At 71.1% G+C, this 15644-nt stretch carries 10 protein-coding genes; 7 read left to right on the plus strand and 3 right to left on the minus strand.

The features are described 5' to 3' along the window. Positions 1 to 83 precede the first annotated feature (83 nt). The 7 genes from IPN03_16900 (at position 84) to IPN03_16930 (ending at position 9140) form a co-directional block, all read left to right on the plus strand. Positions 84 to 878, plus strand: coding sequence for a rod shape-determining protein MreC (locus IPN03_16900; GenBank protein MBK9375352.1), 795 nt, complete (start codon positions 84 to 86; stop codon positions 876 to 878). After that, the gene (locus IPN03_16905; GenBank protein MBK9375353.1) at positions 875 to 1369 is read left to right on the plus strand and encodes a hypothetical protein; all 495 of its coding nucleotides are present in this window, start codon (positions 875 to 877) and stop codon (positions 1367 to 1369) included. Before IPN03_16900 ends, IPN03_16905 begins: the two co-directional genes overlap by 4 nt. A gap of 12 nt (positions 1370 to 1381) precedes the next feature. Further along, the gene (gene mrdA / locus IPN03_16910; protein ID MBK9375354.1) at positions 1382 to 3295 is read left to right on the plus strand and encodes a penicillin-binding protein 2; all 1914 of its coding nucleotides are present in this window, start codon (positions 1382 to 1384) and stop codon (positions 3293 to 3295) included. Between the two features lies 1 nt (position 3296). Continuing rightward, on the plus strand, positions 3297 to 4397 hold the full coding sequence (rodA, locus tag IPN03_16915) for a rod shape-determining protein RodA (protein MBK9375355.1): 1101 nt from the start codon (positions 3297 to 3299) through the stop codon (positions 4395 to 4397). 8 nt (positions 4398 to 4405) lie between these two features. Continuing rightward, complete coding sequence (locus IPN03_16920; protein ID MBK9375356.1) at positions 4406 to 5956, plus strand: Rne/Rng family ribonuclease; 1551 nt, start codon at positions 4406 to 4408, stop codon at positions 5954 to 5956. Between the two features lie 188 nt (positions 5957 to 6144). Beyond that, complete coding sequence (locus tag IPN03_16925) at positions 6145 to 7443, plus strand: 4Fe-4S dicluster domain-containing protein (protein MBK9375357.1); 1299 nt, start codon at positions 6145 to 6147, stop codon at positions 7441 to 7443. A gap of 122 nt (positions 7444 to 7565) precedes the next feature. After that, positions 7566 to 9140 (plus strand): ankyrin repeat domain-containing protein, encoded by a 1575-nt coding sequence (locus tag IPN03_16930; GenBank protein MBK9375358.1) that lies wholly within the window; start codon positions 7566 to 7568, stop codon positions 9138 to 9140. 76 nt (positions 9141 to 9216) lie between these two features. Here the strand turns inward: IPN03_16930 and IPN03_16935 are convergent, their stop codons facing one another. The 3 genes from IPN03_16935 to IPN03_16945 form a co-directional block, all read right to left on the minus strand. Continuing rightward, positions 9217 to 12435, minus strand: coding sequence for a hypothetical protein (locus tag IPN03_16935; GenBank protein ID MBK9375359.1), 3219 nt, complete (start codon positions 12433 to 12435; stop codon positions 9217 to 9219). A 109-nt stretch (positions 12436 to 12544) separates the two neighbouring features. Further along, a complete protein-coding gene (locus IPN03_16940; protein ID MBK9375360.1) occupies positions 12545 to 13138 on the minus strand; it encodes a peptidyl-prolyl cis-trans isomerase in 594 nt (197 codons plus the stop codon). A 29-nt stretch (positions 13139 to 13167) separates the two neighbouring features. Further along, positions 13168 to 15525: an RNA-binding transcriptional accessory protein gene (locus tag IPN03_16945; GenBank protein ID MBK9375361.1), complete on the minus strand. Its 2358-nt coding sequence runs from the start codon at positions 15523 to 15525 to the stop codon at positions 13168 to 13170. Positions 15526 to 15644: the final 119 nt, after the last annotated feature.

A 15644-nucleotide genomic window follows, 5' to 3' on the forward strand; every position in this document is an offset into this window, starting at 1 on the left:
GCCCCCTGGCCGCTCCGCTCTCTCCCGCACGGCCGGCGCTCGTCCTGGCGGCGCTCCTCGGCAGCTGCGTCATCCTCCTCTCCGTGCAGGTGAGGAGGGCGGGAGGCGGAACGCTCGCCGAGGAGTGGCTCCTCGACGCGGCTTCCGTCCTCGTTCGCGGGACGACCGGGATCCGTGCGGAGGCTCTCTCGGTGAGGGAGCGGTTCTCGTCGTTCTCGGCCCTGAGGTCCGAGAACGACGCCCTGAGAGCGCGGGTGACGAGCCTCCAGGTCCAGCTCCACGCCCTGCGCGAGGCCCGCCTCGAAAGGGACCAGTTCGTGAAGCTGCTCGGCGCCGTCCCGTCGCCCCCGGAGGGGACCCGCCCCGCGCGCATCGTCGTGGTGGAGACCGCCGGGCCGTTCCAGACCGCGCTCCTGGACCGCGGTCGCGCCGACGGCATCGTCCCGGGCGGGGCGGTCGTGGGGGAGGCGGGTCTTCTCGGCCGCGTGGTGGCGGCGGGGGAGCGGGGCGCCCGGGTCCAGCTCCTCTCCGACCGGACCGCGGCCACCGGGATCCTCCTCCCGCGGACCGGCCGCGCGGCCGTCGCGCGCGGCGACGGCTCGTCGGGCGCGAGCCTCCAGTACGTCCCGGCCATCGCCGACGTCGCCGTCGATGACGAGGTCGTCACGGCAGGCACGGACGGGATCTACCCGCGCGGTCTCCTCGTCGGGAAGATCTCCGCCGTGAGGCGCCCGGGCGCCTCGCTCTTCCTGGAGCTTCCCGTCAGGGTCTCGGCCGACCCGATGCACGAGACTCTCGTCTTCGTCTTCCCTCCCCTCCGGCCCGACGCGCCCGCGCCTGCGTCCGCCCCCCCGTTCCCGGCGCGATCGGGACCATGACCGCCGTCCTGGGCGTCGCCCTGGCGGCGCTCTTCACGCTCCTCCTCGGGGTGCTGCGACTCCCCCACCCCCCCGACCTCTTCCTTCTCCCGGTCGCGTCCGTATCCCGCCGGGGGCGCGCGATCCCGGCGATGCTCACGGGGCTCCTCGCCGGGCTCGCCCAGGACGCCCTCACCTCGCCGGTGAGGCTCCTCGGCCTGAATGCCTTCTCCAAGATCCTCCTCGCCTACCTGATGGCGGCGATCGGGGCGCGCGCCCTGGTCGAGAAGCCGGTCATGTTCGGCCTCCTCGCCTGGGCCGCCGTCGCCCTCGACGGCCTCGTCCTGACCGGCCTCGTCTGGGTCCTCAGGGGAGAGCTGCTCCTCCCCGACCCACTGGCCATCACCCTCCGCGCCGCGGGGACAGGCGTCCTCGCCGCCCTCCTCCAGGCCGGCGTCCGCTACCCGTGGAAGGAAGCGCGGGCGGCCCGGCGGCGGCGGAAGCTGGCATAGTCGGGCCGCCAGATGCCCGCAAGCGCCCGCGAGGACCGCCGACCCCTTCTCCACCGGATCGACCGGCTCGCTGCAGGTGCGTTCTCCTTCCTCGCGCTCCTGCTCGGGGTCTACTGGGTCCACCAGGTCTTCCGCGGCGACGAGTACGCCCGCCAGGCCGAGAACAACCGGCAGCGTTCCGTCCCCATCAACGCCTCGCGCGGCTTCATCCTCGATCGAAACGGGAAGCTCCTCGCCGAGAACGAGCCGTCCTTCACGCTCCTCCTCTACCGGCGGGAGTCGCAGGACGTCGACGGATCGCTCCGCTTCGTGGCGAGCCTCCTGGGACGCGGGCTGGACGACCTCCGCCGCCGCGTCGAACGCTCGCGGGCGAGCTACGACTTCGTCCCGGTCGTCCTCGACGACGACCTGACCGTCGCCGAGGTCGGCGCCGTCGAGGCGCACGCCCTCGAGCACCCCGAGCTGGTCGTCCAGACGACCGAACGCCGCGTCTACACGCAGGGCTCGGTCACGGCGCACCTCCTGGGCCACCTCGGCGAGGCGGGCCCCGACCAGCTCGCCGCCCGCGCCGGCCGCGTCCGCGCCGGGGAGGCGATCGGGCAGAACGGCGTCGAGGCCGCCTACCAGGACCTCCTCGCGGGGACGTCGGGCCTCCGGACCTTCGTCATCGACTCGTTCGGACGCGAGGTCGCCGAGCTCGACCGCGTCGACCCGCTTCCCGGGAACACCCTCGTCCTGAACATCGATCTCGACCTCCAGCGGCTCGCCGACGACTACTTCCGCGACAAGGTCGGAACGGCGGTCGCCCTCGACCCGAAGACCGGCGAGGTCCTGGCGTTCGTCTCGGCCCCGGCCTTCGACCCGAACGTCTTTTCCCGCCGCGTCAGCCGCACCGAGTGGGACGCGATCGTCGGCAACGAGGACCGGCCGCTCCAGAACAGGGCCATCCAGAACGTCTATTCCCCCGGCTCGGTCTGGAAGGCGTTCGTCGCCCACGCGATCCTCTCGAACGGGATCGACTCCTCCGAGCGCGTCCACTGCCCCGGTTCGGCCACGTTCTACGGCCGGAGGTTCCGGTGTCACGGAGTCCACGGGGACGTCGACCTCCCGACGGCGCTCCAGGTCTCGTGCGACGTCTACTTCTACACGATGGGCAAGAGGCTCGGCATCGACACCCTCGCCGCCACGGCCCGGCTCTTCGGGTTCGGCCGCCCGACGGGCGTCGACCTCGGTCCCGAGAAGCCGGGGACCGTCCCGTCCCCCGAGTGGAGCAAGGCCGTTCGCAAGCACGCCTGGTACCCGGGCGAGACGATCTCCGTCGCCATCGGGCAGGGGCCGCTCCTCGTTTCGGCTCTCCAGACGGCGCGGGCCTTCGCAGGCATCGCCAACGCCGACGGCGCCCTTCCCGTGCCGCACCTCTTCCGGATCGGCGAGCACGTGCGCAGCGGCGCCCGGGTCGCCTTCCGGCCGCCGGTTCGCGAGCACATCCCCTACCCGCCCGGCGCGCGGGAGACGATCGTCGAGGGCCTCTGGCGCGTCGTGAACCTCCCCGGCGGGACCGCCTGGCGTTACCGCGTCGAGGGTCTCGACATCTGCGGCAAGACCGGGACGGTCCAGGTCGTCGGCCAGAAAGAGGCGAAGAAGGCGCACCTCCTCCCTGAAAAGCTCAGGGACCACGCCTGGTTCGCGGCGTTCGCCCCGAAGGACGACGCCAAGATCGTCGTCGTCGTCTTCGTCGAGAACGGTCTCCACGGCGGCTCGGCCGCCGCCCCTCTCGCGACGCGCCTCGTCGAGGCCTACCTGCGCCCCGGGAGCGTCCCGCCGCCCGCCTCTCCGGCCGTGCCCCTCCCCGAGGCGACGCCCCGTGGAGGCTCCGACACCGCGGAGCAGAGCGGCCCTCCCCTCTCGCCACGGCGGGGGACCTGACGTGTCGCGCCTTTCCGAGGCGCTCCCGCGGCGCCTGGACGTCCCGCTCCTGCTCGCCGCGCTCGTCCTCTCCGGCATCGGCATCGCCATGGTCGTCTCGACGACCTCCGGGACCCCCCGGGGAGGCCTCGGCGGCCGCCAGGCGCTCTTCCTCGTCGCGGGACTGGTGGCGGCGACGTTCTTCGCCGTCTTCGACTACCGCCTCCTCCTCAGGGCCTCGCCCGGCCTCTTCGCCTTCTCCCTCCTGCCGCTCATCTGGCTCCCGATCTTCGGCCCGACGATCGCGGGCGCGAAGTCGTGGATCAGGCTCTTCGGCGGATTCCAGATCCAGCCGTCCGAGCTCGCGCGCATTTCCACCGTCCTCCTCCTCGCGTGGATCCTCGAGAACGACGACCGCCCCCGCCTCTCCGCGAAGACGGTCGGGGTGCTCGTCGGCGTCGTCGCGCTCCCGATGGCCCTCGTCCTCCTCCAGCCCGACCTCGGCGTGGCGCTCACCTATTCCCCCTTCCTCCTCGCGGCCCTCTACCTCGGCGGGCTCCCGGGCCGCGTCTGGGGCGCCCTCTTCCTGGCGGGCACGCTCGCCGCCGGCGCGTCGTGGTTCGTCCTGAAGGACTACCAGAAGGACCGGATCCGGACCTTCCTCGACCCCGACCTCGCCGCCCGCGGCGCCGGCTACCAGGTGCGCCAGGCGCGCATCGCGATCGGCTCGGGAGGGATCACCGGCAAGGGGTGGAAGGAAGGGACCCAGAGCCGGCTCGGGTTCCTCCCGGTGCGGCACTCCGACTTCATCTTCGCCGCGCTCGCCGAAGAGCGCGGCTTCGCCGGCGTCGCCACCGTCGTCGGCCTCTACGGTCTCTTCCTCGCCCGGGGGCTGGCCATCGCGCGGGACGCGCGCGACCGGGGCGGCTCGATGCTCGTCCTCCTCGTCATCCTGAACGTCGTGGCGCAGGCCGCGGCCAACATCGCCATGAACGTCGGGCTCATGCCGACGACGGGCATCACCCTGCCGTTCGTCTCCTACGGAGGCTCGTCGATCATCGCAACCTGGGCGATGACCGGCCTCGTCCTCTCCGTGGCCCAGCGCCGGTTCGTCAACGTGTAGAGGCAGTCATGCAGAAAGAGCTCCTCATCTCCGCAAACGATCGCGAGACCCGGGTGGCCGTCCTCGAGGACGGCCGCGTCGCCGAGGTGCAGATCGAACGGCGCCGCCAGCGCGGCGTCGTCGGCAACATCTACAAGGGCCGCGTCACGCGGGTCCTGCCGGGGATGCAGTCGGCCTTCGTCGACATCGGCCTCGAGAAGGACGCCTTCCTCTACGTCGCCGACGTCGGGGAGGAGGTCGAGGACTTCGACCGCTTCGGCGGGATGGAGGAGAACGGGGCCGAGGCCGAGTCCGACGAGTCCGCACCAGCGGCGCCGGCGCAGGTCGAGGCCGAGCCCCCGGCGCGGGCACCGCTCCCGTCCATCGACGAGCTCCTCCGCGAGGGGCAGGAGCTCGTCGTCCAGGTGACGAAGGACCAGATCGCCCACAAGGGCGTGCGGATCACGACCCACGTCACGCTTCCCGGGCGGACGCTCGTCTACATGCCGTCGATCGACCACGTCGGCGTCTCGCGCCGCATCGAGAACGAGGAGGAGCGCGTCCGGCTCCGCGACATCCTCACCTCCCTGCGCAAGGGCCCCGGCGGGTTCATCGTGAGGACCGCGGGCGAGGGGCGGGCGGCGGACGAGTTCGCCGCCGACAAGCGCTACCTCGCGCGGCTCTGGGAGCAGATCCGCAAGCGCGCCGAGCGTTCGGGCGCTCCCGCCCTCCTGCACCGCGACCTCGACCTGACGCTCCGGGCCGCGCGCGACATCTTCGCCCAGGAGTTCTCCGTCCTCTGGGTCGACGACGACGAGGAGTACCGGCGCATCGTCGAGTTCCTCGACCAGGTGCAGCCGAACCTCGTCGCCAAGGTGAAGCTCTACAGGAAGTCGAGCCCCCTCTTCGAGGAGCTCGGCGTCGAGCAGGAGATCGAGAACGCCCTCAAGTCGAAGGTCTGGCTCAAGTCGGGCGGCTACATCGTCATCAACCAGACCGAGGCGCTCGTGGCCATCGACGTGAACACGGGCAAGTACATCGGCAAGAAGCGGCTCGAGGACACGGTCCTGCGCACGAACATGGAGGCGATCCAGGAGATCGTGAGGCAGATCCGCCTGCGCGACCTGGGCGGGCTCCTCGTCGTGGACTTCATCGACATGGAAGAGGAGGAGCACCGGCAGGAGCTCGTCACGGCTCTCGAGACCGAGCTGAAGAAGGACCGCTCGAAGAACCGGATGCTCCCCGTTTCCGAGTTCGGGCTCGTGGAGATCACCCGCAAGAGGCAGCGGCAGAGCCTCGAGCGGGCCCTCACGATGCCCTGCCCCTACTGCTCGGGCTCGGGCCGCATCAAGAGCATCCCGACGATCCTCCTCGAGATCCGCCGCGAGATCCTCAAGCGCACCGCGTCGGGCGAGGGGCACGCCCTCTTCCTCCGCGTCCACCCCGAGATCTCGCGTGCCCTCTCCTCCGACGAGCGCCACCTCATCGAGGACCTCCAGGAGCACGTCGGGATGCCGATCCACGTCCAGGTGGACGAGCACCTGCACCACGAGGGGTACGACGTCGTCGTGGAGGCGTGACCCGGATCACCCGGGTGCCGCCGGGGCACTCCTGTCCCCGGCGCACTCGGATGGAACCAGTCCCGAATCTGGCCGAAATGGCACCGGAGGGGTTGGCACGCCCCCTGCATTAAGAAGGGTGGCGCACACTCCAGCCTCTCCTCCAAGCCGCTCCGATGGGCGGCTCTTTTTATTGGGAGAATGGGCCCGTGGCCCACGCCACGGCGCGCTCCGGTTACCGGGACCTCGTCGAGCGGCTGAACCGCTTTCCGCAGGGCGCGCCCCCGTCGGACCTCCTCTACAGGATCCTCGCCCTCCTCTTCACGGAGCGTGAAGCCGGGCTCGTCGCGCTGCTCCCCGTGAAGCCGTTCACGCTCGCGACCGCCTCCAGGGCCTGGAAGACGTCCCCCGCCGAGACCCGGAGGACCCTCGACGCCCTGGCCGCGCGGGCCCTCCTCCTGGATGCCGAGCGCGACGGCGAGACGCGATGGGTCCTCCCGCCGCCGATGGCCGGCTTCTTCGAGTTCTCGATGATGCGGGTCCGCGACGACGTGGACCAGAAAACCCTCGCTCGGCTCTTCTACGAGTACCTCAACGTCGAGGAGGACTTCGTCCGCGAGCTCTTCGCCCGCGGCGAGACGCAGCTCGGGCGCGTCTTCGTGAACGAGGACGCCGTCGCCGACGACGACGTCCTGCAGGTCCTCGACTGGGAGAGGGCGAGCGCCGTGGCGCGGACGGCCCGCCACGCGGCGGTCGGCGTCTGCTACTGCCGGCACAAGATGTCCCACGTCGGCCGGGCCTGCGGGGCCCCGCTCGAGATCTGCCTCACGTTCGGGACGACCGCCGACTCCCTCTCCCGCCACGGATTCGCCCGCCGGATCGACGCCGCCGAGGCGCTCGACCTCCTCGCCGAGGCGCGCGCGCGCGGCCTCGTCCAGTTCGGCGAGAACGTGCGGGAAACCGTCGCTTTCGTCTGCAACTGCTGCGGGTGCTGCTGCGAGGCGCTCCTGGCCCAGAAGCGCTTCGGGGCCTGCCGGCCCGTCCACACGACCGGCTTCCTTCCCGAGGTCGACGCCGGGCGGTGCAACGGCTGCGGGGCCTGCGCGAAGTCCTGTCCCGTCGAGGCGATGTCGCTGCGCCCCGCGGCGGACCCGGGCGTCCCCGGACGCCGGGTCGCGAACCTCGCGGCAGAGGCGTGCCTCGGCTGCGGCGTCTGCGTCCAGGCCTGCCGGCGGGATGCGCTCCGTCTCGTGAGGCGGGAGGAACGCGTGATTCCCCCGCGCGACACGGCGCGGCGCGTCGTGAGGATGGCGCTCGAGCGGGGGCACCTCGCGGACCTCGTCTTCGACGACCGGGCCCTGGCGAGCCACAGGATCCTCGGAACGCTCCTCGGCGCCATCCTCCGCCTCCCCCCGGTGGAGCGGGCGCTCGCCCGGGAGCAGGTGAAGTCGGTCTACCTCGAGAAGATCTTCGAGGCCTGGGAGCGGCGGCCAGGGCACCGGGCGTAGGAGCAGACCTTCGCCCGGCTCTTCGAAGCCGTGCCGCCCCCGACGCGCTGCTAGACTCCGCCTCTTTCAGGAACAGACCGACGCCGCCGCGCACCGCGCGCCGGCCTCTTCGAGGAGGCTCCATGCCGCGTTTCACGAAGATCGCCGCAGCGCTCGCCGCACTCACCCTCGCCCTTCCGGCCGGCGCCGCCGACCCCGCGAAAGCGAGGAAGAAGCTCGACAAGGAAGGTCTCGCCTTCACCGCCGAGAAGTTCCTCTGGGAGGTGCACACCGAGGACGTGAAGATGGTCTCGCTCTTCCTCGAGGCCGGCATGTCCGCGGATACGGCCGACGACAAGGGAGTCACCGCCCTTCACCGCGCCGCCGGGAACGCCGAGGGGAAGGTCCTCGCGCTCCTCCTGAAGGCGGGCGCGAACCCGAACGCCGCTTCCGGGGACGGTGACACGCCCCTCTGCGAGGCCGCCGACGAGCCCGCTGCGAAGAACGTCGCCGCCCTCCTCGCGGCGGGGGCCGATCCGAAGGCGGTCTGCTCGTGGGGGAAGACGGCTCTCCACGTGGCCGCCGGAGAAGGCGACGGCGAGATCACGTCGGCCCTGATCGCCGCGGGCGCGCCGCTGGAGGCTCGCGACCAGTACCAGCAGACCGCGCTCTACTTCGGTCTGAAGGCCGGGAAGACCGCGGCCCTCGAGGCCCTCGTCGCGGCCGGCGCCGACGTGAACGCGAAGTTCAAGAACGGCCGGACGCCCCTCCACGAGGCGACCGAGTGGGACAACCCGGCCGCCGCCCGGATCCTCCTCGAGGCCGGGGCGAAGGTCGACGCGAAGGACTCCCAGCGCCAGACGCCGCTTTACCTCGCCGCCGCCTTCGACCGCGTGAAGATGGTTCCGGTCCTCCTCCAGTACGGGGCCGACCCGGCTCAGAAGACTCCCGACGGGAAGTCCCTCGTCCAGCTCGCGAAGACGAACACGTCGCCGAACGTCGTTCCGCTTCTCGAGGGAGCGAAGAAGGTCGAGGTGGCGACGAAGCCGACGATCGCGCCGAAGGGGAGCGCGGCCACTCCCGGGGCCGCTCCGGGCGCGTCCCCCACGGCGTCGTCCGACCCGAAGGGCGACCTGAAGAAGATGGGCCTCGCCTTCGACGCGAAGACCTTCTTCAGCCGTGTCGACGGTGGCGACACGAGAGCGATCGCGCTCTTTCTCGCCGCCGGCTTCGACCCGGCCACGAAGGACGACCGAGGCCGGACCGCCCTCTGGCTCGCGGTCTCGCAGAAGAACGGCGATTCCCTGAAGGCCCTCATCGCCGGAGGCGCGAGGCCCGACGCGAAGAACGCCCCGGCGATGGAGTACGGAGCGACGATCGTCGCCGAGGCGATCAACGCCAACGACGCCGGGATCGTCCGGATGCTCGTCGATGCCGGCGCCGACGTGAAGAAGGGGAACGACTACGGCATGACGCCGCTGCACGAGGCCGCGCGCCAGGGACAGCTCGAGGTGACCGAGATCCTCCTGAAGGCCGGAGCAGACCCCAACTCGGCCCCGAGCGGCGCGCCGGTCCTCCACGGGCCCGTCATGGAGAACCACGTCGACGTCGTGAAGCTCCTCCTGCGGTCGGGCGCGAAGGTCGAGAAGTTCCGCAAGCTCCTCCTCGACACCGCGAAGACCCCGGAGATGAAGGAGCTGATCCGGAAGGCCCGGTAGAGCCCTTCCAGATGCCCCGCAAGGCCCGGGTCGCAATCCCGGAGACGAAGGCGCTTCGTGCCAGATGGCCCGGGGGCTACGGCGCCAGCAGCCCTACCCCTTCCTTCGCCGCCTTCTCCCGGAACTGGGCCACGTCCTTCGCGTAGAAGGCGTCGAGCTCGGCGAGGTACTTCGCCAGGCGCGCCTCGGCCTGGCGAAGCCTCTCGAGCTGTGTCGGGCTCGGAGGCGCCCACGACGAGGCCACGTTGCCGGCCGCCGACTGGAGCTCCTGTGCCACGCGGTTGCGCGCGGAGATCCCCGCAGCTTCCGGCGGGCTCCAGAGGAGGTTCTCCCTCTCCGTCAACGCCTTCTTCAGGGCGTCCGCTTCCTTCGCCAGCGGCGTCTCGTTCGCCTTCCGCCGCTCGGCCGGGTCGCGCAGCGTCTCGGTCCTGCGCCGCAGTCTTTCCTCCACGACGGACACGTCGTCGCGCGTCCGGCGGATCCGGATCGCCGCCTCCGCCGCCTTCTCCTGCATCCCGCCCGCCCGCTCGATCGTCGCCCACCGGCGCACCCAGTCGGCCGCGGTGTTCTTCGACCGCGGGTCCGGAAGGACCGTCACTTTCGCGCTTGAGGTCGTGTCCTTGAACGTCAGCGTCAGCGTGTACTCCCCCGGAGGAACCTCCGGGCCCGACGCCTGCCACTCCGGGAGCGGACCTGCGTCGGGCGCGCGGGGAAAGCGGCGCCAGGCGTCGCGCCCGAGGTCCCACGCCACGCGGCTCAGACCCTGCCTCGCCGGGGCGTCGAAGACCCTCACGAGAGCCCCGGCCGCGTCCGTCACGCGGATCGAGACCCGCGGCCTCGACGGGTCGGCCCCGTCCTCGCCATCGCCTCCACGACCGCCCCGTGCGCGTCGGGCCGGGACCGGCTCCATCTCGCCCGCGGCCGGAAGGCCGGGCGCGTTCAGGGAGAAGGTGATCAGCGCCCCGTACGACCTGGATGCGCCGGCGAAGTCCGCCGCGCCCGCGCCCGTCACGCCGTCCTCCGGCGCGCGCCAGTGCTGCCGTGCCGGGCCCGGGGTGAAGACGTGGAGCGGCCGGCCGAGCGTCTCGTCCGACATCTCGCGGAAGGGCGTCAGGTCGTCGAGGATCCAGATCGCGCGGCCGTGCGTCGCGATGACGAGGTCGCCCTCGGAAGGATGGATGACGAGGTCCATCACCGACGCCGTCGGGATCGCCCTCTTCAGGTGCAGCCAGCCCTTCCCTCCGTCGAGCGAGGCGTAAAGCCCCGTCTCCGTCCCGAGGAACAGGAGGTCCCTCTTCACGGGGTCCTGCACGAGGGCGAGCGCGTACCCCTTCACCACCGGCGTCACGAGGCTCTTCCACGTCTTCCCGAAGTCGTCCGTCCGGTAGACGTGCGGTGCGAAGTCGCCCCAGCGGTGATTGTCGAGGACGGCGAACGCCGTCGCCGCGACGTGCCGCGACGGTTCGATCGCCGCGACGTGGGCGTTCTTCGGTGCGCCGGGGGGGAGCGACGACTCGACGGAGGTCCAGGTCGCCCCGCCGTCCCGCGTCACGTGGATCCTCCCGTCGTCCGACCCGGTCCAGATCGTCCCCTTCGCCACCGGGCTCGGCGCGATCGTGACCAGCGTCGTGTAGTTTTCGGCCGCCGTCACGTCGAGCGTGAGACCGCCGCTCGTGTCCTGTTTCTGCCACTCCGGGTTGTTCGTCGTCAGGTCGGGGCTGACCGTCTCCCACGTCTCTCCCCGGTCTCTCGATCGGTGGACGAACTGGCTTCCGAGCCAGACCGTCGCCGGCTCGAACGGGTCGACCGCGAGCGCTGCGCTCCAGTTGAATCGCAGGTTCGTCCCGGCGGGCGCCTGCGGCTTGGCGTCGCGGACCTCGCCCGTACCCACGTCCCAGCGCATCAGGTTGCCCCCCTGGGAGAGGGAATAGCCCTGGGCCGGGTTCTGGGGGTCAGGGAGCGTCTCGAAGCCGTCCCCGCCGCCGACCCGCTTCCAGTGGTGCGCCTTCACGCCCCCCCGCTGCCAGACCGACGAAGGCCCGCGCCAGGAGTTGTTGTCCTGCAGCCCTCCGTAGACGTTGTAGGGGGTCTCGCCGTCGACGGCCACGTGGTAGTACTGCGCGATCGGAAGCGTCCCGACGAAGCGGAACGCGTCGCCCCGGTCACGGCTCTCGTAGAGCCCGCCATCGTTGCCGAGAAGCATCCGCTGCGGGTCCTTCGGGTCGATCCAGAGGGCGTGGTGGTCGACGTGGACCTGCTGGCGACCCGTCCCGCGGACGTTCTCGAACGTCCTGCCGCCGTCCGTCGAGACGCGCAGCTGCGTCGCGAGGGAGTAGACGCGATTCGGCTGCCGCGGGTCGACACGAATGTCCGCGTAGTAGAAGGGGCGCGGGTTCACCGAGGGAGAGTCGCTGACGACCTCGAAGTGGCGTCCGCCGTTCTCGGAGCGCAGGAGAACGTTCCTCTCCGCCTCGACGACGGCGTAGACGACCTCCGGATGCCCTTCGCAGAACGCGAGCCCGATCCTCCCGAGCGTTCCCTTCGGGACCCCTTCCTTCTCTCCGAGCCTCGTCCAGCTTTCACCGCCGTCCCACGTCACGTGGAGCCCCGACCCGGGCCCGCCAGAACGGAAGATGTGCGGCGTCCGGCGGAAGTCCCACATCGCCGCGAGGAGGTGGTCGGGGTTTCCCGGGTCGAGCGCGAGGTCGGCGCAGCCCGTCTTCTCGTCGACGTGGAGGACCTTCTTCCAGCTCTTCCCGCCGTCCGTCGTCCGAAAGACGCCCCGCTCCGGCCCGTCGTTCCACGCGGGACCGACCGCACAGGCCCAGACCGTCTGAGGGTCACGCGGGTGGAGGAGTATCCGGTGGATCCTCTCCGTCTTCGCGAGCCCGGCGTTCGTCCACGTCTTTCCGCCGTCGCGGGTCAGGTAGACGCCGTCGCCGTGCGAGACGCTGTTGCGCAGGTTCCCCTCGCCCGTGCCGACCCACACGACGTCGGGCGTCCGCGGGTCGACGGCCAGTGCCCCGATCGCGTGGACCGGCTGCTCGTCGAACACCGGCTCGAACGTGAGACCGCCGTTCGTCGACTTCCAGACGCCGCCAGAGGCCGCGCCCACGAAGACGATCCGCGGGTCGGGAGCGAAGGCGTCGATGGCGGCGATCCGGCCGCTCATGCCCGCCGGCCCGATGCTCCGGGCCTTCAGCCCCTCGAGCCGGGCAGCATCGACCGCCGCCACCGTGGTGGTCGCCGCGAGAAGCAGGGCGGCGAGGGACGCGTGAACGAAACGACCGGTCATGAAGCCTCCACGCCGGGAACCGGCGTGGAGACGTTAGCAGGGGTCGGGGCACCGTGTGTTCGGCCGCCACGCGAGGCGGGATCAGGGCGACCCGGTCCGGGGGGGAACCCTACGCCGCCGGCGCGGCCTTGACGCGGGTGACCGACTCGATGACGACCGGCGTCAGCGGTACGTTCTGCATTCCGCCCTTCGTCCCCGTCGGGACGGCCCTGATCTTGTCGACGACGTCCATTCCCTGGACGACCTTGCCGAAGACGCAATAGCCGATCCCGTCGCGGGAGCTGTCGCGGTAGTCGAGGAAGGCGTTGTCCTTCACGTTGACGAAGAACTGCGCCGTCGCGCTGTTCGGCTCGCCCGTGCGCGCCATCGCGACCGTCCCGACGATGTTCTTCAGCTTGTTGCCCGCCTCGTTGACGATCGGCGCGCGCGTCGCCTTCTTCGCCATCTCCTTGTCGAGACCGCCCCCCTGGACCATGAAACCGTCGATGACCCGGTGGAAGATCGTCCCCGTGTAGAAGCCCTCGTCGACGTAAAGGAGGAAGTTCTTCACCGTCTCCGGCGCCTTGTCGGGGTAGAGCTCGATCGTGAAGCTCCCCATCGACGTCTTCACGACGACCGACGGGTTCGTGGAGGTCTGGGCCGAGGCGGTCACCACCGCCAGGAGCGGCAGGAGGAGAAGCACGCAGGTCAGAGTCTGCTTCATGGTGGAAAGTTCTAGCACAGGTGGCCGGTTCACTTCTTCAGGCTCGCGAGACCGGCCCAGCGCCGGTCGACCACGGGCTTCGGCGGCTCGGGGCGTGCCGGAGGCCTCGCCCCGCCGGTTCCGCCCGGTCCCGGCCTCCCGGGGCCGGCGGACGGCGCCCCGGCGCCCGCCCCGCGCCCCGCTTCGTTCCGCGGCGCGGGCCTCCCCGCCGGCTCGCCGAGCCGCATCGTCAGCGAGATCCGCTGCCTGGCGAGGTCGACCGCGAGGACCTTCACCTGCACCCGGTCCCCCGGGTTCACGACCTCGCGCGGGTCCTTCACGAAACGCGCCGACGACAGCTGCGAGATGTGGACGAGGCCGTCCTGGTGGACGCCGACGTCCACGAACGCCCCGAAATTCGTCACGTTCGTGACGATGCCGGGGCAGGTCATCCCCTCCTTCAGGTCCGAGACCTGGTTCACCCCCTCGAGGAACGAGAACGGGACGAAGCCCTCGCGCGGGTCGCGGCCCGGCTTCTCCAGCTCCTTGACGACATCCTCGAACGTGAAGGCGCCGAGCGACTCGCGAAGCTCCTTCGACCCTTTCACGAGCGCCACGCCGGGGCCGACGAGGTCGCTCAGCGTCTTCCCGAGCCCCGCGGCAAAAGTCTCGAGCGCCTCGTATCGCTCCGGGTGGACCCCGGTGTTGTCCAGCGGGTTCTCCCCCCCCGCGATCCGGAGGAACCCCGCCGCCTGCTCGAAGGTCTTCTTCGAGAAGCGCGGCACCTCCAGCAGCTCGGGCCGCGAGGAGAAGAGCCCGTTCGTCTCGCGCCGCGCCACGATCGCCTTCCCGAGCGCCGGTCCGATCCCCGAGACGTGCGCGAGGAGGTGCGGCGAAGCGGTGTTGAGGTTCACGCCGACCTGGTTCACGGCCGAGTCGACGACGGTGTCGAGCCGCTTCTTCAGGGCGTGGGGAGAGACGTCGTGCTGGTACTGCCCGACGCCGATCGACTTCGGGTCGACCTTCACCAGCTCGGCGAGCGGGTCCTGCAGCCGCCGCGCGATCGAGATCGCGCCGCGGATCGTCAGGTCGAGGTCGGGGAACTCCTCGCGCGCCGTCTCGCTCGCGCTGTAGATCGACGCCCCCGACTCGTTCACGAGGACGACCGGCACGTCGAGCCCCGCCTCGCGGAGCGCCTCGCGGACGAACGCCTCCGCCTCGCGCCCGCCCGTCCCGTTCCCCACCGCCACGCAGCGGATCGCGGCCGTCTTCACGCTCTCCACGAGCGTCCGACGCGCCCGATCGCGCGCGTCGTCCCCCTGCAGGTGGATCACCGTCGACGCGACGTACTTCCCCGAGCCGTCGACGACGGCCAGCTTGCAGCCGGTGCGAAGCCCCGGATCGACACCGAGGACCGCCTTCGGACCGAACGGCGCCGCGAGGAGGACCTTCCGCACGTTCTCGGCGAAGACGTGGATCGCCGCCTCGTCGGCCACGTCCTTCAGCGCCTTGTGGACCTCCGCCTCGATCGAGAGCAGGACGTGCGCCTTCAGCGCGAAGCGCGCCGCCTTCTTCAGGAACGGCTGCGCCGGCGTCGCGTTCCCCGCGCCCGCCGCCCGCTCGAACTGGGCGAGCAGCCGTTCCTCGAAGCCGGGGTGCTTCGGCGCGTCGCCCAGCGAGAGCGTCAGCTCCTTCTCGAGCCAGCCGCGACGCATCGCGAGGTAGCGGTGCGACGACTCCGGCTTCATCAGCGAGGCGACGGAGTCCCGGAAGTCGAAGTACATCTCGTACTTGCTCGCCGCCTTCGGCTCCTCGCCCTTCCCCGAAGAGAGGCCGCCGCGCTCGAACGCCTCGCGGCGGACGTGCTGCCGGAGCTCCTCCGTCTCCGAGAGGCGCTCGATCACGATCTCGACGGCCCCCTGGAGCGTCGCGGGGACTTCGGCGAACCCGGCCTCGGGGTTGAGGAAGGCCGCGGCCTTCGCCTCGGGCGCCTCGGTCGTCGCGCCGCCGTGCCCGACCTCCCAGAGCCAGTCGGCCAGCGGTTGAAGCCCCGCCTCGCGGGCGATCACGGCCTTCGTCTTCCGCTTCTTCTTGTAGGGGAGGTAGAGGTCTTCGAGGGTCGGCAGGTCGAACGTCGCGAGCAGCCGCGCCTTCAGCTCGGGGGTCAGCTTTCCCTGGGCCTCGATCTCTGAGACGACGAACGTCTGGCGCTTGACGACCTCGTCCCACGTTTCCTTCGCCTCGAGGACGGCCAGCACCGCCACCTCGTCGAGGCCCCCCGTGGCCTCTTTACGGTAGCGCGCGATGAACGGGACGGTGCCTCCCTCGGCCCCGAGGGCGAGGACGGCGGCGGCGGAGCGGGGAGGGATGCCGGGGTGCTTTTCCTGGAACCAGGTTTCGAAGTTCACGCCGGATGATCGCAGAGGAGCACCCGGGCCGCCGCGCGGGGGGAGGTGCCAGGCGTGCAATCGTGTATTGTGTTCCACAATACACGATTGCACGCCTGGCACCGGGCTCCGACGACCCC

The organism is Holophagales bacterium (genome assembly GCA_016719485.1).
Classification (GTDB): Bacteria; Acidobacteriota; Thermoanaerobaculia; order UBA5066; family UBA5066; genus UBA5066.